Genomic DNA, 22,652 nt, shown 5'->3' on the forward strand with positions numbered 1-22,652 from the left:
TCGTGGTGTGGGGGGGGGGGGGGGGGGGGGGGGGGGGGGGGCGGGGGGGGGGGGGGGGGGGGGGGCGGGCCGCGCCCCCCCCCCCCCCCCCCCCCCCCCCCCCCCCCCCTTCCCGCCTTGCCCTGTCCGATCCGCTCAGTCGCCCCGGAAGGCGGCGAGGATCTCTTCGGCTGCCAGCGTTGCCGTCAACTCACCGTCGCGTACGCGCTGTTCGAGCGAAGGGGTGAGCGCACGCACCTGCGGATGACTGCGCAGGCTGTCCAGCAACTCGTCGCGCACCATCGTCCAGGTCCAGTCGACCTGCTGGTCACGCCGTTTCGCGGCCAGCCGCCCCGTCGAGTCGAGCAGCGCACGGTGTTGCTCCAGCCGCTCCCACAGGGTGTCGAGGCCGGTCGACTCACGGGCGCTGCACGTCAGCACCGGGGGAGTCCAGGCCGCGTCCGCCGGGTGCATCAGCCGCAGGGCGCCCGCCAGTTCGCGGGCCGCCGCGCGCGCGTCACGCTCGTGCGGACCATCGGCCTTGTTCACCGCGATCGCGTCCGCCAGCTCCAGGACACCCTTCTTGATGCCCTGCAGCTGATCGCCGGTGCGGGCAAGCGTGAGCAGCAGAAACGTGTCGACCATCTGGGCCACGGCCGTCTCCGACTGGCCCACCCCGACCGTCTCCACCAGCACCACGTCGTAACCCGCCGCCTCCATCACCACGATGGACTCCCGGGTCGCCTTGGCCACCCCGCCCAGCGTCCCGGCGGTGGGGGAGGGGCGGACGAACGCCGCAGGATCGACCGCCAGCCGCTCCATCCTGGTCTTGTCGCCCAGGATGGAGCCGCCGGTCCGGCTGGATGACGGATCGACGGCCAGCACCGCGACCCGGTGCCCGAGCCCGGTGAGCATCGTGCCCAGCGCATCGATGAACGTGGACTTCCCGACCCCCGGCACCCCGCTGATGCCGATGCGCCGCGCGTTGCCCGAGTGCGGCAGCAGCTCGCGCAGCAACTGCTGGGCCAGCGCCCGGTGATCGGGGCGGGTGGACTCGACGAGAGTGATGGCGCGCGCGATGTGCGCCCGCTTCCCGTCGAGCACCCCCTTCACATAGCTGTCGATATCGATCGTCGGAGCCATCGGGTCAGCGGCTCACAGCTCATGGCCGAGCGCGGCACCGAGCCGCGTCACCAGATCGAAGGCGGCATCGGGGATCACCGTGCCCGGCGGGAACACGGCCGCCGCACCCGCCTCGTGCAGTGCTTCGACGTCCTGCGGCGGGATCACCCCGCCGACCACGATCATGATGTCGTCGCGGCCCTCGGCGGCCAGCTCCTCACGGAGCGCCGGTACGAGGGTGAGGTGCCCGGCAGCCAGCGAGGAGACGCCCACGATGTGCACATCCGCCTCGACCGCCTGCCGTGCCACCTCGGCCGGCGTCTGGAACAGCGGGCCGACATCGACGTCGAAGCCCAGGTCGGCGAAGGCCGTAGAGATCACCTTCTGGCCGCGGTCGTGGCCGTCCTGGCCCATCTTGGCGACCAGGATGCGCGGACGGCGCCCCTCCGCCTCCTCGAACCGGCCGACCAGCGTCCGGGTGCGGTCCACGGAAGGTGACTCCCCTGCCTCGTTGCGGTACACACCGGAGATCGTACGGATCTGGCCCGCATGCCTCCCGTACACCTTCTCCAGGGCGTCCGAGATCTCGCCGACCGTGGCCATCGCCCGCGCCGCGTCGACCGCCAGCGCCAGCAGATTGCCTTCGAGACCCGGGCCGGGACCACTCTCCGCTGCCGCCGTCAGTGCTCGCAGGGCGGACTGGCAGGCTGCCTCGTCGCGCTCCGCGCGCAGCCGCCGCAGCTTCTCGATCTGCTGGGCGCGCACCGACGAGTTGTCGACCTTGAGCACATCGATCTGCTCGTCCGTCTCCACCCGGTACTTGTTGACTCCGATCACCGGCTGCCGCCCGGAGTCGATCCGCGCCTGGGTGCGGGCCGCGGCCTCCTCCACCCGGAGCTTCGGGATGCCCGCGTCGATGGCCTGCGCCATCCCGCCCGCGGCCTCGACCTCCTCGATGTGCTGCCAGGCCCGCCGCGCGAGGTCGTACGTCAGCTTCTCCACGTACGCGCTGCCGCCCCACGGGTCGATGACCCGGCCGGTACCCGATTCCTGCTGGAGCAGCAGCTGGGTGTTCCGGGCGATCCGCGCCGAGAAGTCCGTCGGCAGTGCGAGGGCCTCGTCGAGCGCATTGGTGTGCAACGACTGGGTGTGTCCCTGGGTGGCGGCCATCGCCTCCACGCAGGTCCGGGTGACGTTGTTGAACACGTCCTGCGCGGTCAGCGACCAGCCCGAGGTCTGTGAATGGGTGCGCAGCGAGAGGGACTTGGCGTTCTTCGGTTCGAACTCCTTGACCAGCTTCGCCCACAGCAGGCGGGCCGCCCGCATTTTCGCGATCTCCATGAAGAAGTTCATGCCGATCGCCCAGAAGAACGACAGCCGCGGTGCGAACGCGTCCACATCGAGACCCGCGTCCCGACCGGCCCGCAGATACTCCACCCCGTCGGCGAGGGTGTACGCCAGCTCCAGATCGGCCGTCGCACCCGCCTCCTGGATGTGATAGCCGGAGATGGAGATCGAGTTGTAGCGCGGCATCTTCTGCGAGGTGTACGCGAAGATGTCGGAGATGATCCGCATCGAGGGCTTCGGCGGATAGATGTAGGTGTTGCGGACCATGAACTCCTTGAGGATGTCGTTCTGGATGGTCCCGGCCAGCTTCTCGGGCGGTACGCCCTGTTCCTCGGCGGCCACGATGTACAGCGCGAGTACGGGAAGCACCGCGCCGTTCATCGTCATCGACACCGTCATTCTGTCCAGCGGGATGCCGTCGAACAGCTGGCGCATGTCGTAGATCGAGTCGATCGCCACACCGGCCATGCCGACGTCGCCGGTCACCCGCGGGTGGTCACTGTCGTAGCCGCGGTGCGTCGGCAGGTCGAAGGCGACGGAGAGTCCCTTCTGCCCGGCCGCGAGGTTGCGGCGGTAGAAGGCGTTGGACTCCTCGGCCGTGGAGAACCCTGCGTACTGCCGGATCGTCCAGGGCTGGTTGACGTACATCGTGGGGTAGGGGCCGCGCAGATACGGGGCCATGCCCGGATACGTACCGAGGAAGTCGAGCCCTTCCAGGTCACGCCCGGTGTACAGCGGCTTGACCGCGATGCCCTCCGGGGTCTCCCACAGAAGATCGCCGTCGGAGCCACCGGTGGACTCCTTCACCGCCGTGTGCCACTGGTCCTCGGACCCCTCGGCGCCGGTGCCCGGCTCGAGTTCGATGTCGGAGAAGTCGGGGATCCGCATTACGCCACACCCATACGGTCGAGAACGGAGGAGAGCACGGCCACCACGTCGCAGCCCGCGAAGACGTACTCGTCGACACCGGGGTACTCGGCGGGCCGGCCCGCGAGAAACACCCGCAGTGCACCGGCCGCGCGCAGCGCCGAGGCCACGGCCTCCGCCTGCTCGGCGTACAGCGCGTCACCGGAACACAGGCACGCCACCGTGGCCTCGCTGGTCGCGAAGGCCTCGGCGGCCGTCGAGGCGTCCACCGACGCCGGGTCGTGCACGGGCTCGATCCCGCCCGCCTGGAACAGGTTCGAGGCGAACGTGGCCCGGGCGGTGTGCGCCGACGCGGGGCCGAGCGCCGCAAGGAACACCCGGGGCCGCCGGCCCGTCGCCGCCAGATGGGCGTCCGACCGAGCACGCAACGCCTCGAACGCCTCGTCACGACGGACCGTGGGCAGCCCGCCCGACGCGCCATCGGCGCCGGGGGCCGCCTCGCGCTCCACCGGGCGCTCCGCAAGGTGCGGGAACTCGCTGACGCCGGTGACCGGCTCCTTGCGCCGTGCCAGATCCTTGCTGCGCGCCGCCCAGGTCGCCGCCAGCCGCTCACCGATCAGGCCGGAGCCGAGCGCCGCGGCCTGACCGCCCGCCCGCTCGATCTCCTGGAAGAAGGCCCAGGCTGCGTCGGCGAGTTCGGTGGTCAGCCGCTCCACGTACCAGGAGCCGCCCGCCGGGTCGATCACCCGGGCCAGATGCGACTCCTCCATGAGAATCGTCGACGTGTTACGGGCGATGCGCCGGGCGAACGCGTCCGGCAGCCCCAGCGCGTGATCGAACGGCAGCACGGTGACGGAGTCGGCCCCGCCGACCCCCGCGCCCAGACATGCCAGCGTCGTCCGCAGCATGTTCACCCACGGATCGCGCCGCGTCATCATCACCGACGACGTCACCGCATGCTGGCGCTGCGCGCCGGCGTCCGCGGCTCCGCACACCTCGGCGACCCGCGCCCACAACCGGCGGGCCGCCCGCAGCTTGGCAATGGTCAGGAACTGGTCGGCGGTGGCCGCGTACCGGAACTCCAGCTGGGCGCAGGCCGCCTCGACGGAGAGCCCCGCCCCGGTCAGCGCCCGCAGATAGGCCACGCCGGTCGCCAGCGAAGTGCCCAGCTCCTGGGCCGCCGAGCCACCGGCCTCGTGGTACGGCAGCGCGTCCACGGTCAACGCCCGCAGCCCGGGATACTCCTTCGCGCACCGCTCGGCCCAGTGCACGGCGGCCGCCGGCTCCGGTGCACCGCCGCTGCGCGCCGCGCGGCCCAGTGGGTCGGCGCCGAGAGTGCCGCGGGCCGACTCCGGGGCCACGCCCCGCTCCTCGTACAGCCGCAGCAACTCCGTCGCGGCGGCGTCGAGTTCACTGCCCGCGTCGAGCACGACCGGAGCCAGATCGAGATAGACACCGTCCAGCGCGCGCGCGAGCCCGGATACCGGTACGCCCGTCGCACCGCCGACGGTCAGCCACAACGAGGTGACACCGTTCTCCAGATCCGCGAGCACTGCTTCGTTGAGCCGGGCCGGATCCGTCAGGCTGTGCCGCTGCCGTACGTCCCAGCCGTTCGCCGCGTTCCCCTCGGCCTTGCTGCCGCGGGTGAAGGGGGCGAAGCCCGGAAAACCGGCATCGGGCGCGTCATCGCGCGAGGTGTACAGAGGGCGGGTGATGAGCCCGTCCTCCACTGTGGTGGACAGCGCTTCCTCGGCTGCCGAACCCGCAACATCCTTGCCCGACTTGCGCAGCACACCTTCGACAAGGCTCTGCCACTGCTCATGGGCTGGGTCAGGGAATTCGGCGGCCAACGAAAGCCCGTCAGCAGGCAGGACCGTCATGCCCAGATGCTAGGCGAAGGCTCAGATGAGCAGCAGGGGAACCGCCTGTGACCTTGCCCTCTCCGCGCGCACTTGATCCTTTACGGACGGTGGCGTAGTCGGGGGCGCCGGCGGGCGGGCCCGCCGTGTCGCGCCGGCCCGGGCACGCGCCGGTCGCCCCCGCCCGCTGCTGCTCGACAACCTTTCGCAGCACCCGATCGGACCACTCGCGTCCATGCACTCCACACTCGGCGCACCCATCCAGTCGGCTTCGGCGGCGTCTGCCTGATCGTCACTCACGACGCCGTCGACGAGGTTTCGCCGGCCGACCGCGTCCGTGTACTCGACCAGGGACCCCACAAGGCGGCGGCCGAGCGGGGGATCACCGAAGGAGCGGTTGGCCGGACCGGCGTCAAGGCAGCTGGGGCCGCCCTCGTCGCCCTGCGAGCGGGGCGGCCGCTCAGCTCTCCGTCCGAGGTGAATTGCCACAGTGCATCACTAAATATCCGAAGTTATGCTGCAGGCAATCCATCCGCGAGGAGAGGACACGCCCGTGACTGTGGGACCTGTGGAGTACCTCGTCGTCGCCTTTCCCGGGAGCCGTTTCACCGGGGCCATTGCGCCGGCGCTGGCCGAAGCGGTCGCCTCGAAAGCGGTGCGGATCCTCGACCTGACGTTTGTGTACCGGGGCGAGGACGGCACGCTCGAATCAGTGGAGCTGGAAGACCTCGACCCCGATGACCTGGTGTCGTTCGAGCCGGTCGAGGGAGTGGTCAGTGGCCTGTTGAACAGCGAGGACATCCGGACTCTCGGGGAGAGCGTGCCACCGGGCAGCTCCGCCGCGCTGATCGTGTGGGAGGACCTGTGGGCTGTGCCGCTCACAGCGGCCGTCCGGGCCTCGGGCGGTCACGTGGTGGCGCATGAGCGGATCCCCGGCGAGATCGCGGAGGCGGCCGTGGCCGCCAGCGGTCCCACCGGCTGACCTTGCCCGGCCCGCAGTACGCCGTCGCACCGCACGCATCGCACCGCACCGCACTGGAAGGGGCGCAGATCATGCCGATTTTCCGAGGACCGGGCATGAACCGCAGAGGACCGGGACTGCTGGGCACCGTGGCGCGCACCGCCGTCGTCGCGGGCACGGCATCGGCGGTCAGCGGACGGGTCCAGCAGCGCCAGCAGCAGAGGTGGGGAGCTCAGGAAGCGGCCGCACAGGAAGAGGCCGCCCCACAGCAGCAGACCGTACGACAGCAGACACCCCTTGCCCAGGCGGCGCCTCCCGCGCCCCCGGCGGACGACATCATCGACCGGCTGGAACGACTGGCCGAGCTGAAGAAGCAAGGAATCCTGACCGACGCCGAGTTCGAGGCGCAGAAGGCGAAGATTCTGGCCGGCTGATCCGGCCGGGGCGAATCCATTCATCAGCCGTGTCCGCAGTATGTCGTGCCCGGGAATGAGTCGCGTCCGGAATAAGGGGAATCCATCGTGCAAACCGCCAGGCCCGTTGCGGCTGCCACCGTTGTCAATCTGCGCGACCTGGGAGGTATTTCGCTGGGCCGCGACCGCTGCTTCCGGTCCGGGGCGGTGCTGCGCTCCGGACAGCTCAGCGGATTCGACGCGGCCCGCGACGTGGCGGTGACCGCCCTCGGCATCCGGACGGTCGTCGACCTGCGCACCGCCGACGAGCGCATGGCGGCCCCCGATCGGCTGCCGCCCGGGGCCCGGCTGTTCGTCGCCGATGTCCTCGGCGACAACCCGGGCGTGGCACCCGCCCGGCTGCGCGCGCTGCTCAGCGATCCGGTGGCTGCGGAGGAGATGCTCGGAGGCGGAAAGGCCGAGGAGCTGTTCGCGCAGACCTACCGGAAGCTGGTGCTGTCGCCGGGCGCCTCGGCCGCGTACCGCGCCTTCGTCGAGACGGCCGCGGACGACCGTGCCCGGCCGGTGCTCTTCCACTGCACGGCGGGCAAGGACCGCACCGGGTGGGCCACCGCGCTGCTCCTGCTCATGGTCGGGGCGTCACGCGATGTCGTACGGGCGGAGTTCCTCGCTGTGAATCGGGTGGTGCGGGCCGCCTTCCAGCCGTATGTGCAGGGCTTCCTCGACGCAGGCGGCGATCCGGAGATCGCGGCCGCGATCATCGAGGTCCGCCCCCGCTATCTCTCGACCGCGCTCGACGCGATGGACGAGCGGTGGGGCGGTCTGGACGGCTACGTGCGTGACGGTCTGCGGATCCCCGAGCCCGTGGTGGAGCGGCTGCGGAGCCGGCTCGTGGTCTCCGTCCGACCGGAACCGGCCATCGCCCCCACCCGATCGGTCAAAGCGGTCATCCGCGGAGGATCCATGGGTTGACTCGGTACCCCTGGCGGGTAGGTTGCCGCCGACTTCACGGTCGAGGTGATGCCGTGGGCCAGGCCGCGGACGGGGACGCTCGGCGGACTCGTGTACCGGCCGGTCCGGGTTCCGGGGGTCCGGCGCCGGGACCGCCCTCGGTATCGTGGGAGTACTGGATCAAGGGTTCTCCGAGAGGGGTGCACGTTGACCGAGCGCAAACCCGCCGGCGTCAGCTTCGAATCGTGGGTCGACAAGCAGATCCGTGAAGCCGAGCAGCGCGGCGACTTCTCCCAGCTCCCGGGTTTCGGCAAGCCGCTGCCCGGTATCGACCGCCCGTACGACGAAACCTGGTGGATCAAGGCGAAGATGCAGCGCGAGGGGGTGTCGATGCTCCCGCCGGCCCTGGCCCTGCGCAAGGAGGCGGAGGACACCCGCACGGCGGTGTCCGAAGCCCGCTCGGAGGCCGAGGTGCGCCGGATGCTCACCGAGGTCAACGAGAAGATCGAGGTGGCGATCCGCCGGCCGCCGCCGGGGCCCCTGCTGAACTTGCGCCCGTTCGACATCGACGCCGTGGTCGAGGAGTGGCGTGCGGAGCGCGGTTCGGCGTAGGTCGCGGCAGCGGGCCGCCGAGGCCGGGCGTGTGCCCGTCCCCCTGATGCGTAATACTCCCTTTATGACACCGAGTGTTACGCGACCGGCAGGCGGGGCAGGTCGCCGGGATGTGCTGATCCGACGGGCGACCGCGCGCGACGCCAAGCGTCTCACCCGGTTGGTCAGGAACTCCCGCGCCTACGAGGGTCCGTACGCGCCCATGGTGGCCGGATACCGGGTGGGGCCCGACTACATCGAGACACATCGGGTCTTCGTCGCCGCCCACAGCGGTACCGACCGGCTGCTCGGGTTCTACTCGCTGGTCCTCGATCCGGCCGAACTGGATCTGATGTTCGTCGCCGACGATGCGCAGGGTCTCGGTATCGGACGGCTGCTGATCGCGCATCTGCGCGGCGAGGCGCAGCTTGCCGGGCTCACTGACGTTCGCATCGTCTCGCATCCGCCCGCCGAGGGCTTCTACCGCAGTGTGGGCGCCCTGCGGACCGGCACTGCCGCGGCCAACCCGCCCGCGGTGATGTGGGACCGTCCCGAACTGACGCTTCCGGTCGACTGACGGACCGCGAAAGAGCCCGGCCGGGACCCGGTGACCCGGATCCCGGCCGAACGTCCGGTGCACCGGGAACCGTTACGAGGCGAAGCCACCGTACGGGCGCGTGATGATCTCCATGGCATGTCCGGCGGGATCGAGGAAGTAGATGCCCCGGCCGCCGTCATTGTGGTTGATCTCGCCCGGATGCTTCCGGTGCGGATCGGCCCAGTAGGTGATCCCGAGCTCCTTGATGCGGGCGTACGACGTATCGAACTCCGCCTCCGAGACCAGGAAGGCGTAATGCTGCCCGACGATCGATTCGGCGGGAATGGTCGCGAAATCCAGCGTGACCCCATTTGCCGTGGCGACCGCTACGAACGGGCCCCATTCCGCACCGATTTCCAGACCCAGGATGTGCGCAAGGAATTCGGCGGATTCCCGGTTGTTCCGGGCGTGAATGATGGTGTGATTCAAGTCGACTGACACTGTGGAATGCCTCCATCGGGCATCTCACGGGCACCTCCACGCCTCACCCGGCCGGTGACCGGCGCGCGATGCCGTATTCAAGATCGTAGGCGCGACCGGCACCGTTCGTCGAGGGCATCGCCGACGGCGCATTCGGGCTGCCGCCCCGACGTGAGATCCCTACGGTGGGGGTAGGAGGCGAGGCAACGGGCTCGACACCTACCGCGGACGGAGGCTCACGGTGACCCCGACACCCGGAGAGGACCGCGACGCGGAAAGCGGCCGGGAGCCCGACATCGGCCGCCACGAGACGGCCGAGGAACGGGCGGACCGGCTGTGGACGGATCTGCTCCAGGAGCTGCGCGTCGCCCAGACCGGCGTCCAGATCCTGTTCGGCTTTCTGCTGGCCGTCGTCTTCCAGCCGCGGTTCGCCGCGCTGTCGGACACGGACCGCACCATTTATGTGGTCACCGTGATGCTGGGGTCGGCCACGGCTGCCGCGCTGATCGGGCCCGTCTCCCTCCACCGGCTGCTCACCGGGCACCGGCTCAAGCCGCAGACCGTTGTGTGGGCGTCGCGACTGACCGTGCTCGGTCTCGTCCTGCTGTTCTGCACGATGTGCTCCGCGCTGCTGCTCATCCTGCGGGTGGCCCTGCACAACGCGCTCGCACTGTGGCTGGTAGGCGCCATGGCGCTGTGGTTCCTCATCTGCTGGTTCGTGTTTCCGGCCTGGGTGCTGGCACGCTCGACATCGGAAGGCGAGAAGTGACCTCGGATACGCACTCGGCGCGCGGCGGGCGGCCGAACAGCTGACTGCGGCCATTCGGCTCAGATGCCCTCGGCGGCCGGGCTTCGGATGTCCGTGACGGTGAACAGCCCGCCGTCCGGGTCCAACAGGGTTGCCTCCGAGCCGTGCCCCTGTGTCCGCTGCTCGACCACCGAGCCCCCGTGCTGCCGCGCCGCCGAGACAGCTGCCGCCACATCGGCCACCGGGAAGTGGACCTGCCAGTGCGGGCGGACCAGCGGATCCGGTGCGGCCTCGACCGCACCGGAGCTGATCCGGGCCAGCCGCTTGCCGCCGGAGTTCACCACGACCTCGTCCTTCTCGTACGACACCTCGCAGCCGCCGGGGCATCCGGTCGCCCAGTCGAGGACCTGACCGTAGAAGATCGCGGCGTCGAAAGCGTCCCTGGTGCGCAGTTCGAGCCACGCGTTCGAGTGGTCGTCCGGCGCCGGCGGTGATGTCGCCGCCTCGGTGCGCTCCCAGATGCCGAACACCGCGCCGTCGCGGTCCGCCGCCAGGGCGCCGCGCCCCTTGCCGAGCGCCAGTGGCCCCACCGCCACCGTGCCGCTGCGCTCACGGATGCGCGACGCAGCCGCATCGGCGTTCTGCACGGCGAAGTACGGAGTCCATGCCACGGCGACCCGGAAGGCCGTCGCTATCGCCGCGATACCGGCCACCGGCACGTCGTCGCGGCGTGCGACGGAGAATTCCTGCCCCAGCTTTCCCGGTCGGAACGTCCACCCCAGGGTGGCGGTGTAGAACCCCTGCGCCGACTTCAGGTCCCGGGTCATGAGGTTGACCCAGCAGGGCGCCGACGGTCCGGTCAGCGGCGCCGAGGGGGGCGCTGTCCTGGGTTTGCTTCCCGTCATGGTGCTGCTGCCTTCATCGGTTCTGCGGCAAACGCATGCCGTGGCGGTCGGGCCTCTACCAGCCTCACTTCGGTCGGTCGGTCGCGCAACACGCGCCGATGCGGACAAGCAGCTGCTCAGTCGCGCGTCTCGTCCTTGTCGTGCCGGATGGGCTCGTTCCCGTGGTCACCGAGTTCGTAGGGGGAGAGCCCGCGCCCGTCGGCCGGGAAGCTGTCGTCACCGTGGACGTCGCGCTCCTCGACGTGTGTGCGGTGGTCCGGCCGCAGCGGCTGCTCCTCAGGCCGGGGCGGTGGCAGTTCCTGGGCCCGGCGCCGCCGTCCCAGCCAGACGGCGCCGATCAGCATGCCCACGAGGGCCACACCGACGATCGCCATCACCACGCCGAGCGCACCCCGCCCGTCCGCGAGCGTGACGGCCAGGGAATCGAGGGCTCCATTCGATACGTCCATGCATGCCGGATACCCCGAGGCGGGGCCGTCACTCGGCTATGACCGCGAATTCATGTTTTAAGTGGATATAGAGAGAAAAGAGTTTCACTGTTCGCCGGCCGCTTCGTGTCGCCGACACCCAGCCGTGGGGTGAGCCTGGAGAAGGGTCAGCACTGCGAGCGGAAGGAACCCCCGTGAACAGCACACAGGCGCAGCCGGAGGAGAACCGGTACGGCAAGGAGGTGGCGGTCGCCATCAGCGGATGCTCGAAGGACGACGCACGGATGGTCTTCGACGTGCTGCGGGCCGCCTTCACCACCGACCGGGCCTCGGCGGACGTGCCGCAGGACCTGGGAGGGAAACGACCCACCGTGTGGAACGTGACCGTCGATGTGTCCGAGGCGAGGGTGGTTTCGGGCCCCATCACGATCGGCCGGCCCGTGACGCTCGATGTGCAGGGCGGCTACTGGGCGGTCGATGAGCTCAGGAGGCACCTGGCGGACGCCTTCACGGTGCGGGTCGTCGGAACGGTCTCCGGCGACCAGGAGGAGGAGGTGCGTCTGCGGGTGGAGAGCCGGTGAGGCGCGTACCTGCGCCTGGAGTCGGCGCAATGCACAGGGAGGCTTGCGCGCGTCTGGTACACAGCAGCTGAAGGCCGCAGCTTCGAGAGGTGCGAACGGGTGGAACACGCGAGCCGGCGGTAGGACGTGCCGGAAATCCGGAGGCGGCCCTTCACTGTTCCACGCTGACGCTGCACATCAACGGAACCGAACGGACCCTGTCGCTCGACCACCGCACCACCGACCGTCCTGGACGCGCTGCGTGAGCACCTCGGCCTCACCGGAGCGAAGAAAGGCTGCGACCACGGCCGGTGCGGGGCGTGCACCGTCATCGTCGACGGCCGGCGCGCCAGCAGCTGTCTGCTGCTCGCCGTCGCACACGACGGGGCCGCGATCACCACCGTCGAGGGGCTCGCCGACGGGGACGAGCTGCATCCCGTGCAGGAAGCCTTCCTCGCCCGGGACGCCCTGCAGTGCGGACACTGCACCCCCGGCCAGATCTGCACGGCGGTGGGCATGCTCGACGAAGCGGCCGACGGTTTTCCGTCCCACGCCACCGGTACGGGTCGGCCCGGCGCCTCGGCCCGGCTCACTGCACCCGAGACCCGCGAGCGGATGAGCGGTAACCTGTGCCGCTGCGGGGCGTATCCCCGTATCGTCCAACCGATCCTGGACGTGGCGCCGTGAAGCCGGTCGAATATCTGCGCGCCCGCACCACCGCCGAGGCGGTCCGCGCGAGCACCGCCCGCCCCAGGGCCGCGTTTCGGCGGTGGAATCCCCGTACGTACGGCATGCGTTCGGCGCGCACTTCGCCGAAGTCGCCGTCGACACCCGCACCGGTGAGGTCCGGATGCGCCGCATGCTCGGCGTCTTCGCCGCCGGACGCATCCAACTCCCGTACCGTGCACTCCCAGTTCATCGGCAGCGTGATCATGGGGCTCGGCATGGAACCGACCGAGGGCAGCACGATCGACCACGTCTTCGGTGACTTCATACAGAACGATCTCGCCTCCTGTCGTGTGCCTGTCTGTGCCGACGTCCCGCAGATCGAGGCGCACTGGATCGACGAGGACGACCCGCATCTCAACCCGATGGGCAGCAAGGGCATCGGTGAGATCGGCATCGTGGGCGCCGCGGCGGCTCTAGGCAACGCCATGCGGCACGCGACCGGCGCCCGGTTGCGCAGCCTTCCGCCGGACAAGCTGCTGCCGTATTTGTCGCGAGGGTGAATGCGGCGCGATCACACTCCGTGGCGATATCACGGGCCCTCACCTTCGTGTTGCGCAACCGGTCCCACCGAGTCACCCTAAGGAGTGACCTAATAGTGACATCTGCTCACTCTTCGTATTCGGGGGTCGTTGGTTCAACGGGGCGAAGCGGATGGGCCTGGACGTGAGGAGCCTCGACGATGACCGTTCCACTCGACCGGCATTATCTGGTCGAACTCCAGGTATCGGAAGAGCGTGTTTCGCAGTTGCGACGAATAGTCGCCGCTCATCTGCGCCACTGGAGTCTCGAACTTCACATCCGGCCGGTGTGCCGGGGTGTGGAGGAGCTGCTGACCAATGTCCACCGGCACGTCGGTGGCGACAACAAGTGCGTCGTCGAACTCCGCTGGTCCGGACGGCACCTCACGGTCTCCGTCGCCGACAACAGCTCCGAGATGCCGCGACTGCTCAGCAGCGGCGGCGGTGGTCTCAGCCGTGTCATGGCCCTCAGCCACAGTTGGGGCACCTGCAGGACGCTTGACGGCAAAGTCGTCTGGTTCACCCGCTACGCCGAGGCGCCGCGGAACACCGATCTGCTGCCGCGCGCACCCCTGCCCGGCGTACGCGAGTTCCTGCTGCCGCCGGCCTCCGAGCCCGCCCTCGTCTGAGGCGGGCCCCGACGACAGGGGCGGCGGGGATCCCTGCCCGGACCGGTACCCGAGGCCCTACGTGAAGAAGTCTGCTCTGCCCACCGGCGCGGATGACGTGCACAGCGCACGCATGGTCCGCGCCGGTCGGGTACCCGCACCGGAACCCGCGTTGCGCGAGGGGGCGTCGCGCGGCACGGTCGAAGAATCCGAGGCAAGGAGACCACAGTCATGCCCATCGCGACGGTCAACCCGGCGAACGGCGAGACCCTCAAGACGTTCGAGGCACTGGGGGCGGCGGAGATCGAGCATCGGCTCGCGACCGCGGACACCACCTTCCGCGAGTACCGCACCACCGCTTTCGGTGAACGGGCCCGGCTGCTCAACCGGGCCGCCGACCTCCTCGACGAGGACCAGCAGGACATCGCCCGCACCATGACCACCGAAATGGGCAAGCCCATCAAAGCGGCCCGCGCGGAGGCCGCGAAGTGCGCCAAGGCCATGCGCTGGTACGCGGCCAACGCCGAGGGGCTTCTCGCGGACGAGCACCCGCCGGCCGACGACGTACGCGACGCCGGAGCCTCCCGGGCCTATGTCCACTACCGACCGCTGGGCCCGGTCCTCGCCGTGATGCCGTGGAACTTCCCGCTGTGGCAGGTCGTACGGTTCGCCGCTCCCGCACTCATGGCGGGCAACGTCGGCCTGCTCAAGCACGCGTCGAACGTCCCCCAGACCGCGATGTACCTGGAGGGCCTGTTCAGCCGGGCAGGCTTCCCGCCCGGCTGCTTCCAGACGCTGCTGGTGGGATCGGGAGCGGTCGAGTCGATCCTGCGTGACCACCGCGTCGTCGCCGCCACCCTCACCGGCAGTGAGCCGGCCGGCCGCTCCGTCGCGGCGATCGCGGGCGACGAGGTCAAGCACACCGTGCTGGAACTGGGCGGCAGCGACCCGTTTCTCGTCCTGCCGTCGGCCGACATCCCGCAGGCCGCCCGCACGGCGGTGACCGCCCGGGTCCAGAACAACGGGCAGTCCTGCATCGCCGCCAAGCGATTCATCGTGCACACCGATGTGTACGACGAGTTCGCCGAGCGGTTCACCGCGGGCATGAACGATCTGACGGTCGGTGACCCGCAGCAGGAGACCACCGACATCGGCCCGCTCTCCAGCGAACAGGGCCGCGCCGACCTGGAGGAGCTGGTGGACGACGCCGTACACCAGGGCGCGACCGCACTGTGCGGTGGCAGCCGGCCCACCGGCCTGGGTGCGGAGCTGGAGCGCGGCTGGTTCTACAGCCCCACCGTCCTCAGCGGGATCACCCCCGCCATGCGGATCCACCGCGAGGAGACGTTCGGCCCGGTCGCCACGCTGTACCGCGTCGAGGACCTGGACGAAGCCGTTACCCTCGCGAACGACAGCCCGTTCGGCCTCAGCTCGAACGTGTGGACGCGCGATGCCGACGAGAGCCGTCAGTGCGTGCGTGACCTGCAGGCCGGCGGTGTCTTCTTCAACGGCATGACCGCCTCCCACCCTGCGCTGCCGTTCGGCGGGGTGAAGCGCTCCGGTTACGGACGGGAACTGGCCGGTCACGGCATCCGTGAATTCTGTAATGCCACGACGGTCTGGTACGGCCCCGAGCCGGACGGAAGCGGCTCCGCGTAGCCGCATCGCACAGCGGGTTCCGCCCGGCGGTGGCGAGGGCTCAGCGGCCGACTGCCTCGGCCAGCTGAGCCTTTGTCATGGTCGAGCGTCCCTTGACGTTCTTCCTTCTGGCCTCTTCGTAGAGCTGGTCGCGGGTGGGGTCCTCGGCTCCGTCGTGGGAGCGCAGCTCGGCGCGCCGCAGGGACGAGAGGTCGTGGACCAACGTACGGCTCGCGGTCGTCGGCTCACCGGAGCGGGCGCGCTCCTTGTTCGCCGTGCGCGCGGCGATCTCCTCCGCCCGCTCCTCGCTCACTCCGAGCTCCTGTGCGCTCTCCTTGATGTGCTCGTACTGCCGCTCGCGCCTGGGACTGGATCCGCGTGGCATGGTGCGGTCACTTCCTTTCCGTGGCCTCCGTGCCCGAGAGGGACGGTCCGGGGTGCACCACCCAGTGTCCCAGCGGCTCCCGGGGACCGCATCGGGCGGCGGTGCCGTGCGGCCGCTCATGTGCTCGCGCAGCCGCGGGCTGTACGTGTCCGTCGACGGCGGTTCGGCCGCGCCGACCGGCCCGGTCGACAGCCTTCCGTACGGCCGCGTCCGTATCTGCGCCGTTCAACTGCGTGGCTCTCTCCCCCTTGCTCGGCGAGGTGTTGCCGAGGGTCACCCGTTCGGGTGCGCGACGGGACGCTGTTCACGAGATTCGGTGAGTCATTTCATACGGTTTGATCCTAATATGGGCGAGTTGATCGGTTCCGGAATGTGGAGGTATGCGCGATGTCCACCCTCACCGTGTGGAAGTTCCAGTCCGCCGAGGGTGCGGAGGACGTGGAGAGCACACTGAAGGCCCTCCAGAAGGAGGGGCTGATCAAGATCCTCGACGCCGCGGTGGTCAGCTGGCCGACCGACAAGGCGAAGCCGAGAACGAAGCAGTTGCTCAACCTGGTCGGCGCCGGCGCCCTGAGCGGCACGTTCTGGGGGATGCTCTTCGGGCTGATCTTCCTCATGCCGTTGCTGGGCGCGGCCATCGGCGCAGCAGCCGGGGCGCTGGGCGGCAAGCTGGCCGACGTCGGCATCGACGACGACTTCATCGCGGAGGTCAAGAAGCAGGTGACGCCCGGAACTTCGGCCCTGTTCCTGCTCACCACGAACGAGGTGCCCGACCGGATCAGCGACGCGCTCCCCGGCGGCGGCGCCGAGCTTCTCCACAGCAACCTGGACACCCTCAGCGAGGCCCGGCTCCGCGAGATCTTCGGCGAGGACGCCGAGTGATCCGGTGCCTTCCGCCCGTCCAGCCGTATCCCCCTGACTCCTTTTTCCGAGCAGACCCGGAGTGTCCGTGAACCAGCCCAGCCCTCTGCGACGCGCCCTCGGCGGCCGCACAGCCCGCAGTCTGACCCCCGCCGTGCTGGCCGCGGTGCTCATGGCGGGCGCCGCCGCCTGCAACTCCGGTGGAACGTCGCCGGGAACGGCCAGGAGTACCCGTACGGTGTCCCCGGAGCCGCACGAGTCGCCCTCCGCGAGCGCCTCGCCGCGCACCCAGACCGACTTCGAGGCCTCGGTCTCCGCCGAGCTCGAGCGCAGCCGGCAGAAAGCCACCCAGCAGCTCGCAGGAGTCAAGGGTCAGGGCAACGCGATCAAGGACGTCTCGGTGACCGGGCTGCCGATCGCGACGGGCGAGCAGTTCCGCAGCGCACTGGTCCGCGTCACCAACCCCACCCGCAAGGCCGCTTTCTACGCCGTCAAGGTGGAGTTCGTCGACGCATCGGGGAAGGTGCTCGACTCGGTGGTGCTCGGCTTCCCCGACGCCCCGCCCGGCCGGACGGTCAGCGAACACGCGAACAGCCGTAAGGCGGCCGGAGTCAAGACGATCCCCCGGATCACCCAGGCCGAGCGCAGCTGACGGCCGGGAGCGAGGTGAGCTCCGCGGCCGGTGCGGTGACGGATGCGCTCCGTGAACTGCGCACCCGGTTCGCCGGTGTGCGCGACGGCGAACCGGCCTCCTACATCCCGCAGTTGGCCATGGCCGACCCGGAGGCTTTCGGGCTGGCCCTGATCAGCATGGACGGCCATCGCTACAGCACGGGCGAGGCCGACGTCCCGTTCACCATGCAGTCCGTCTCGAAACCCTTCGTCTATGCCCTCGCGCTGTGCGAGCTCGGACTCGACGGCGTGTCCCGGTGGGTGAACGCCGAGCCCAGCGGCGAGGCCTACAACGCCATCAGCCTGGAACCGGGCACCGGCCGGCCGGACAACGCCATGGTCAACGCCGGTGCGATCGTCACCACCGCGCTGATCCCCGACACCGCCGACGCCCCGAGGTTCGACCGCATCCTCGACTGTCTGAGCCGGTTCGCCGGCCGGCAGCTGGACGTCGACGAGGCGGTGTACGCCTCCGAGGTCGCCACCGGCGATCGCAACCGCGCCCTCGCCTATCTCATCCGCAGTGCGGGACCGCTGCCGGTCGACCCGGTGGGAGCCGTGGAGACGTACTTCCGGCAGTGTGCGGTACGCGTCACCACGCTGGATCTCGCCGCCATGGCCGCGACCCTTGCCAACGGCGGTGTGAACCCGCTCAACGGTGACGTGGTCGTCGAGGAACCGGTCGCCGCGCAGGTGCTAGCCGTGATGGCGACCTGCGGCATGTATGACACGTCGGGCGACTGGCTGCTACGGGTGGGGCTGCCCGCCAAGAGCGGGGTGTCCGGCGGCCTGATCGCCGCGGGACCGGCCCGGTTCGGCCTGGCGGCCTACAGCCCGCGGCTGGATCCGACCGGCACATCGGTCCGCGGGCGCATCGCGCTGGGGGCGCTGTCGGAACGGCTCGGCCTGCATCTGATGCACAACCCGGCGCTCGCCGCCTCGACCGTCACCCTGGTCACCACCGCCGACGACCTGCCGTCGGCCCCGACGGAGGAGCAGGAACGCGCCCTGCGGGAAAAGGTGGCGGTCGTCGCCGCGCAGGGCGCCCTCGACTTCACTGCGGCGGAACGCGTGCTGTACGCGCTCGACGAGTCCGGGCCGGAGGAGACCGCGTCCGTGGTGCTGGATCTGCGGCAGGTGACCGGTATCGACACGGTGGCGAGGTCGATGCTGCGCTCCGGACTGTCCCGGCTCACGGAGGGCGGCCGGCGCACGGCCGTGGTCGACCCGGTCGGCCACCTCGGAGTGACGGGCGGCGACCCGACGGCCCCCCGGCGCTTCACCTCCCGCGAGGAGGCCGTCGAGCGCGCCGCGCGAGAGGCGGGCCGCCCGACGGCCTGACGGCACGGGACGGCGCTGCTACCAGATGGCCTCGACCCACTCGGGGTGGTCGATGAACGGGTTCCTGTTGTGCTGGTACTGGTCGAATATCACGTCGTTGCGCCGCTCCTCGAAGGAGTCCGGCGGGTCCTCCTGGCTCCACTGCTTCAGCACGGAGAGCCTGCCGATGTTCGGCGCGGAGCCGTTGTCCACCTGGTCGTTCGGTTCGAGGTCCGCGAAGGCGTCGTCGCCCTCGTACCGCACCGCCATGTAGAGGATCATGCGGGCGACGTCGCCCTTGACCGCGTCGCGCGGCTCGAAGGAGTCGCTGTCGGTGAAGTTGCCCGCCGCCCCGCTCACCGCGGTGCCGCCGTTGTCGAAGTCCTTGTTGCCCCGGATGGAGTTGACCGTGACGTCCTCCGGGCGCAGGTGGTGGATGTCCGTGCCGGGCCCGGTGCTGGTGCCGAAGTCGCCGTGGGACTTGGCCCAGACGTGCTCGCGGTTCCACTGGCCGACGGCGCCGCCGTTGTCGCTCTTGGGCTCGGAGCGCCCGGTGTAGAGGAGGATCACGTTCGAGGAGTTGGCGGGGTCCTGGTCGGTGTTCTTGAGCGCGTCCCAGACCTGGCTGTACGAGATCTTCGTCTGCACGCTGATGATCGAGTGGAGGGCGCTCTTGAGCTGAGTTCCGGTCTTTCCGAGCGCGTCCTGGTAGTACGTGTCGTCGAGCGTGGCGAGCGGCGTCGCGGCCACCGGCGTGGTCCGGGGTGCGGTCGGCGCGGCGGGTCCGGCGGCCGCGGTGCCGGCGAGTACTGCGAAGGCGGCGAAGGTGGCCAGCAGTGGGCGCCGGTAGGGAAGGTGACGACGGGACATGTGGGGTGTCCTCTCCGGAAAAACAGGCACCGCGGCGCCGTCATGGGGTGGGGGCGGTGCCGCGGTGTTCGTGTGTGGTGCGTGGTCAGCGGGAGCCTTCCACACGCACGGTGACCGAGGTGTGAACGCTGTGTACCTATCATGTGCAGGTCAAGTGGGCTCTCGGATGCGGTCCTGGAGCCGCAGGGCGAGAATTGCCGCAAGGACGAGGAGGCGGCATGAGCGAAGAGTCCGAATCCGTACCCGTATCCATGGCTCGGGGCATTACCCCGGACAGCCTCTTGCACACCGGCGGGAGCGACCATCCGTCGGCCGAGGATCTGGTGCTCGCCTCCGGGCGGGACCTGACTCCGCAGAATCTTGAGTGGGCGCAGCGCCGACTGGCACGAGAGGGCCGGGCGGCAATGGAGAAGACGCTGCCGTAGGCGGCCGGTGCGGCGGGGAGTGTGTGGGCGCTCCCCGCCACTCGGCTAGCCTGAATGCACAATGAACCGTTTGACGACGTCACAGGGCGGATTCGACCTCGCCCGCTTCCCCGAGCACCCGCGCGACCCGTTCCGCGCCTGGGACGCTGCCGACGAATATCTGCTGCGGCAGCTGGAGGGGATCGACGGAGCAGAGCCGGTCGACCTGTCAGGCGCCGTGGTCGTGGTGGGCGACCGCTGGGGTGCGCTGACCACCGTGCTGGCCGGGCACCGCCCCGTACAGATCACCGACTCGTACCTCGCGCAGCGTGCCACCCTGGCGAACCTCGCCCGCAACGGTGACGACCCGGACACCGTGCGTCTGCTGTCGGCCAGAGACACGCCGCCGGAGCGGATCGACGTCCTCCTCGTACGCGTCCCGAAGAGTCTGGCGCTCCTGGAGGACCAGCTGCACCGGCTCGCCCCCGCCGTGCATGCCGGTACCGTCGTCATCGGAACCGGCATGGTGAAGGAGATCCACACCTCCACCCTCAAGCTGTTCGAGCGGATCATCGGCCCCACCCGCACCTCCCTCGCGGTCAAGAAGGCCCGACTGATCTTCTGCACCCCCGACCCGGCTCTGGCCCGCACCCCCAGCCCGTGGCCGCACCGCTACGACCTGCCCGACGGCATCGGCGCCGTCTCCGGCCGGACCGTCGTCAACCACGCCGGGATCTTCTGCGCCGAGCGCCTCGACATCGGCACCCGGTTCTTCCTGAACCATCTGCCCGAGCGCAGCGGCCGGGACCGCATCGTCGACCTGGGCTGCGGAAACGGGGTCGTCGGCACCTCCGCCGCGCTCGCCAACCCCGAGGCGACGGTGACCTTCATCGACGAGTCGTACCAGGCGGTCGCCTCGGCCGAGGCCACGTTCCGGGCCAACCTCGGGACGGACGCCGAGGCCGACTTCCTGGTCGGCGACGGGACGGAGGACGTACTGCCGGGCAGCGTCGACCTGGTGCTCAACAACCCGCCGTTCCACTCGCACCTGGCGACCACCGACGCCACGGCCCGGACCATGTTCCACGGGGCGCGCACCGCGCTGCGGCAGGGCGGCGAGCTGTGGGTCGTCGGCAACCGGCATCTCGGGTACCACACCCAGTTGCGCCGCACCTTCGGCAACTGCACCACCGTCGCCGGAGACCCCAAGTTCGTCGTGCTGCGCGCCGTGAAGCGCTGACCGGCGGACGGGGCTCCCATGGCCCTTCCAGATTCTTGCAACACGTTCTACTGTGTGCGCCGCCGCACACGGGCGACGCGACGCGAGACTCCTGGAGGGGCCGTGCACCTCGAATACACGCCTGAGCAACAGCAGTTGCGCGCCGAGCTGCGCACGTACTTCGCCGGACTCGTTCCCGACAACGCGTACAGCAGGTACGACGACCCCGCCGCCCAGAAACGCTTCTACCGCGAGACGATCCGCCGCCTCGGCGCCGACGGCTGGCTCGGCGTCGGCTGGCCGACGGAGTACGGCGGACGCGGCCTGTCCCCGATGGAACAGTTCATCTTCTTCGACGAGGCCGCCCAGGCAGGCGTACCGCTGCCACTGATGGCCCTCAACACCGTCGGCCCGACGATCATGCAGTTCGGCACGGACGAACAGAAGGCGTACTTCCTGCCGAAGATCCTGGCCGGCGAGATCGACTTCGCGATCGGCTACAGCGAACCCGACGCCGGCACCGACCTGGCCGCCCTCAAGACCCGGGCCGTACGCGACGGCGACGAAGCCACCGGCCATTACACGGTCAACGGTCAGAAGATCTGGACGACCAACGGCGACACCGCCGACTGGGTCTGGCTCGCCGTCCGCACCGACCCCGACGCCCCGCCCCACAAGGGCATCACGATGCTGCTCGTCCCGACCGGCGACCCCGGCTACTCGTGCACGCTGATCAACACCCTGGCCTCGCACGACACCACCGCCAGCTACTACGAGAACATCCGTGTCCCCGTCTCCCGCCGCGTCGGCGACGAGAACAAAGGGTGGCGGCTCATCACCAACCAGCTCAACCACGAACGCGTCACCCTCGCCGCCCACGGCACCATGGCCATCCGCGCCCTCCACAACGTGCAGCGCTGGGCCACCGAGACCAAGCTGGCCGACGGGCGCCGGGTCATCGACCTCGGATGGGTCCGCACCCGACTCGCCCGAACCCACATCCGGCTCGACGCCATGAAACTTCTCAACTGGCAGATGGTCTCCGCCGTCCAGGAAGGCACCCTCACCCCGCAGGACGCCTCCGCCGTCAAGGTCTACGGCTCCGAGGCGCGCCGTGACGCCTACGCCTGGCTGATGGAGGTCGTCGGCTCGGCCGGACCGCTCAAGGAGGGCTCGGCGGGCGCCGTCCTGCACGGCGAACTCGAACGCGGCTACCGGTCCGCCGTCATCTTCACGTTCGGTGGCGGCAACAACGAGATCCAGCGCGAAATCATCTCGTGGATCGGCCTGGGGATGCCGCGCGTGCGCCGCTGACCGGTTGTGACCAGGCATTTCAGTGGCACAAAAAGCAGGCTAAGGGCTGTCCCGTAATCCCTGGCGGGCGCACGACGACAGCTACGGCACCTCGCTGCGTTGTCGGAACGCCCGAATACGCCCAGTATGAGGACGCTCCTCCGCCTTGCGATGCACCGCATCTGACGCCGCGCGCTGATCCACCAGGGATTACGGGACAGCCCTTAGTCGGCACCGGCCATTGCGCTCGTTCCGGTCTGCGCCGAGCTTGCCCCTGCGTGCGGTCGAGGGCGCTGAATTGCCCCTTTCATCTTCTTCGTGGGCGTGCGGCTTCGCCGACCGTCGATGGTACGTGGCCACTTGTTGTAATTCTGCCCTCTGATGTA

The 22,652-nt window shown here is 69.8% G+C and carries 23 protein-coding genes and 2 pseudogenes; 17 read left to right on the top strand and 8 right to left on the bottom strand.

Features of this window, described 5'->3' with window-relative positions; genetic code table 11:
* Positions 1 to 135: 135 nt before the first annotated feature.
* The 3 genes from meaB to mutA are packed head-to-tail and all read right to left on the bottom strand — an operon-like array spanning position 136 to position 5,195.
* Positions 136 to 1,122: a methylmalonyl Co-A mutase-associated GTPase MeaB gene (gene meaB / locus ACIA8E_RS28285; RefSeq protein ID WP_313935485.1), complete on the bottom strand. Its 987-nt coding sequence runs from the start codon at positions 1,120 to 1,122 to the stop codon at positions 136 to 138.
* Between the two features lie 12 nt (positions 1,123 to 1,134).
* Entirely contained in the window at positions 1,135 to 3,336 is a 2,202-nt protein-coding gene (gene scpA, locus ACIA8E_RS28290; protein ID WP_399302123.1) for a methylmalonyl-CoA mutase, read from the bottom strand.
* Positions 3,336 to 5,195 (bottom strand): methylmalonyl-CoA mutase small subunit, encoded by a 1,860-nt coding sequence (mutA, locus tag ACIA8E_RS28295; RefSeq protein WP_399302124.1) that lies wholly within the window; start codon positions 5,193 to 5,195, stop codon positions 3,336 to 3,338. Before mutA ends, scpA begins: the two co-directional genes overlap by 1 nt.
* Before the next feature lie 532 nt (positions 5,196 to 5,727).
* On the opposite strand from mutA, the gene ACIA8E_RS28300 reads away from it, so the two are divergent.
* The 5 genes from ACIA8E_RS28300 to ACIA8E_RS28320 all read left to right on the top strand — a co-directional run bounded on the left by ACIA8E_RS28300 (position 5,728) and on the right by ACIA8E_RS28320 (position 8,667).
* A complete protein-coding gene (locus ACIA8E_RS28300; protein WP_399302125.1) occupies positions 5,728 to 6,156 on the top strand; it encodes a DUF6325 family protein in 429 nt (142 codons plus the stop codon).
* A gap of 95 nt (positions 6,157 to 6,251) precedes the next feature.
* A complete protein-coding gene (locus tag ACIA8E_RS28305) occupies positions 6,252 to 6,569 on the top strand; it encodes an SHOCT domain-containing protein (protein ID WP_399302126.1) in 318 nt (105 codons plus the stop codon).
* Between the two features lie 87 nt (positions 6,570 to 6,656).
* Positions 6,657 to 7,520, top strand: coding sequence for a tyrosine-protein phosphatase (locus ACIA8E_RS28310; protein WP_399302127.1), 864 nt, complete (start codon positions 6,657 to 6,659; stop codon positions 7,518 to 7,520).
* Positions 7,521 to 7,706: 186 nt separating this feature from the next.
* Complete coding sequence (locus tag ACIA8E_RS28315; RefSeq protein ID WP_399302128.1) at positions 7,707 to 8,111, top strand: DUF1992 domain-containing protein; 405 nt, start codon at positions 7,707 to 7,709, stop codon at positions 8,109 to 8,111.
* Positions 8,112 to 8,175: 64 nt separating this feature from the next.
* The gene (locus ACIA8E_RS28320; protein ID WP_399302129.1) at positions 8,176 to 8,667 is read left to right on the top strand and encodes a GNAT family N-acetyltransferase; all 492 of its coding nucleotides are present in this window, start codon (positions 8,176 to 8,178) and stop codon (positions 8,665 to 8,667) included.
* 72 nt (positions 8,668 to 8,739) lie between these two features.
* Here the strand turns inward: ACIA8E_RS28320 and ACIA8E_RS28325 are convergent, their stop codons facing one another.
* Entirely contained in the window at positions 8,740 to 9,129 is a 390-nt protein-coding gene (locus ACIA8E_RS28325) for a VOC family protein (RefSeq protein ID WP_399302130.1), read from the bottom strand.
* Between the two features lie 220 nt (positions 9,130 to 9,349).
* On the opposite strand from ACIA8E_RS28325, the gene ACIA8E_RS28330 reads away from it, so the two are divergent.
* Positions 9,350 to 9,877: a DUF6328 family protein gene (locus tag ACIA8E_RS28330; RefSeq protein ID WP_399302131.1), complete on the top strand. Its 528-nt coding sequence runs from the start codon at positions 9,350 to 9,352 to the stop codon at positions 9,875 to 9,877.
* Positions 9,878 to 9,936: 59 nt separating this feature from the next.
* Here the strand turns inward: ACIA8E_RS28330 and ACIA8E_RS28335 are convergent, their stop codons facing one another.
* Both ACIA8E_RS28335 and ACIA8E_RS28340 read right to left on the bottom strand, forming a co-directional pair.
* Positions 9,937 to 10,761, bottom strand: a complete 825-nt coding sequence (locus ACIA8E_RS28335) for a VOC family protein (protein WP_399302132.1) — start codon at positions 10,759 to 10,761, stop codon at positions 9,937 to 9,939.
* Between the two features lie 116 nt (positions 10,762 to 10,877).
* The gene (locus ACIA8E_RS28340) at positions 10,878 to 11,210 is read right to left on the bottom strand and encodes a DUF6479 family protein (RefSeq protein WP_399302133.1); all 333 of its coding nucleotides are present in this window, start codon (positions 11,208 to 11,210) and stop codon (positions 10,878 to 10,880) included.
* 173 nt (positions 11,211 to 11,383) lie between these two features.
* Here ACIA8E_RS28340 and ACIA8E_RS28345 point away from each other — a divergent pair, with 173 nt between their 5' ends.
* The 5 genes and pseudogenes from ACIA8E_RS28345 (at position 11,384) to ACIA8E_RS28365 (ending at position 15,263) form a co-directional block, all read left to right on the top strand.
* Positions 11,384 to 11,770 (top strand): hypothetical protein, encoded by a 387-nt coding sequence (locus tag ACIA8E_RS28345; RefSeq protein ID WP_399302134.1) that lies wholly within the window; start codon positions 11,384 to 11,386, stop codon positions 11,768 to 11,770.
* Between the two features lie 89 nt (positions 11,771 to 11,859).
* Positions 11,860 to 12,436: pseudogene (locus ACIA8E_RS28350) on the top strand (2Fe-2S iron-sulfur cluster-binding protein).
* Positions 12,437 to 12,515: 79 nt separating this feature from the next.
* Positions 12,516 to 12,978: pseudogene (locus tag ACIA8E_RS28355) on the top strand (molybdopterin cofactor-binding domain-containing protein); the annotation flags it as partial.
* Positions 12,979 to 13,157: 179 nt separating this feature from the next.
* A complete protein-coding gene (locus ACIA8E_RS28360; protein ID WP_399302135.1) occupies positions 13,158 to 13,625 on the top strand; it encodes an ATP-binding protein in 468 nt (155 codons plus the stop codon).
* A 210-nt stretch (positions 13,626 to 13,835) separates the two neighbouring features.
* Positions 13,836 to 15,263, top strand: a complete 1,428-nt coding sequence (locus ACIA8E_RS28365; protein WP_399302136.1) for an NADP-dependent succinic semialdehyde dehydrogenase — start codon at positions 13,836 to 13,838, stop codon at positions 15,261 to 15,263.
* Between the two features lie 40 nt (positions 15,264 to 15,303).
* Here the strand turns inward: ACIA8E_RS28365 and ACIA8E_RS28370 are convergent, their stop codons facing one another.
* The gene (locus ACIA8E_RS28370) at positions 15,304 to 15,627 is read right to left on the bottom strand and encodes a plasmid stabilization protein (RefSeq protein ID WP_399302137.1); all 324 of its coding nucleotides are present in this window, start codon (positions 15,625 to 15,627) and stop codon (positions 15,304 to 15,306) included.
* A 387-nt stretch (positions 15,628 to 16,014) separates the two neighbouring features.
* Between ACIA8E_RS28370 and ACIA8E_RS28375 the strand changes: the two genes are divergently transcribed.
* From ACIA8E_RS28375 to glsA, 3 genes are all read left to right on the top strand, one after another.
* The gene (locus ACIA8E_RS28375; RefSeq protein WP_355771327.1) at positions 16,015 to 16,509 is read left to right on the top strand and encodes a DUF1269 domain-containing protein; all 495 of its coding nucleotides are present in this window, start codon (positions 16,015 to 16,017) and stop codon (positions 16,507 to 16,509) included.
* Positions 16,510 to 16,576: 67 nt separating this feature from the next.
* Positions 16,577 to 17,140 (top strand): hypothetical protein, encoded by a 564-nt coding sequence (locus tag ACIA8E_RS28380; RefSeq protein ID WP_399302138.1) that lies wholly within the window; start codon positions 16,577 to 16,579, stop codon positions 17,138 to 17,140.
* Between the two features lie 14 nt (positions 17,141 to 17,154).
* Positions 17,155 to 18,501 carry a glutaminase A gene (gene glsA / locus ACIA8E_RS28385; protein ID WP_399302139.1) on the top strand — a complete coding sequence of 449 codons (1,347 nt, stop codon included), beginning with the start codon at positions 17,155 to 17,157 and terminating at the stop codon, positions 18,499 to 18,501.
* 18 nt (positions 18,502 to 18,519) lie between these two features.
* On the opposite strand, the gene ACIA8E_RS28390 is transcribed toward glsA, so the two are convergent.
* Positions 18,520 to 19,350 carry an endonuclease I family protein gene (locus ACIA8E_RS28390; RefSeq protein ID WP_399302140.1) on the bottom strand — a complete coding sequence of 277 codons (831 nt, stop codon included), beginning with the start codon at positions 19,348 to 19,350 and terminating at the stop codon, positions 18,520 to 18,522.
* Positions 19,351 to 19,568: 218 nt separating this feature from the next.
* Between ACIA8E_RS28390 and ACIA8E_RS28395 the strand changes: the two genes are divergently transcribed.
* The 3 genes from ACIA8E_RS28395 to ACIA8E_RS28405 all read left to right on the top strand — a co-directional run bounded on the left by ACIA8E_RS28395 (position 19,569) and on the right by ACIA8E_RS28405 (position 22,287).
* On the top strand, positions 19,569 to 19,775 hold the full coding sequence (locus ACIA8E_RS28395) for a hypothetical protein (protein WP_399302141.1): 207 nt from the start codon (positions 19,569 to 19,571) through the stop codon (positions 19,773 to 19,775).
* A 61-nt stretch (positions 19,776 to 19,836) separates the two neighbouring features.
* The gene (locus ACIA8E_RS28400; protein WP_399302142.1) at positions 19,837 to 20,994 is read left to right on the top strand and encodes a methyltransferase; all 1,158 of its coding nucleotides are present in this window, start codon (positions 19,837 to 19,839) and stop codon (positions 20,992 to 20,994) included.
* A gap of 102 nt (positions 20,995 to 21,096) precedes the next feature.
* The gene (locus ACIA8E_RS28405) at positions 21,097 to 22,287 is read left to right on the top strand and encodes an acyl-CoA dehydrogenase family protein (protein ID WP_399302143.1); all 1,191 of its coding nucleotides are present in this window, start codon (positions 21,097 to 21,099) and stop codon (positions 22,285 to 22,287) included.
* Positions 22,288 to 22,652: the final 365 nt, after the last annotated feature.

It is taken from the genome of Streptomyces sp. NPDC051664, from assembly GCF_044453545.1.
In the GTDB taxonomy this organism is placed as follows: Bacteria; Actinomycetota; Actinomycetes; order Streptomycetales; family Streptomycetaceae; genus Streptomyces.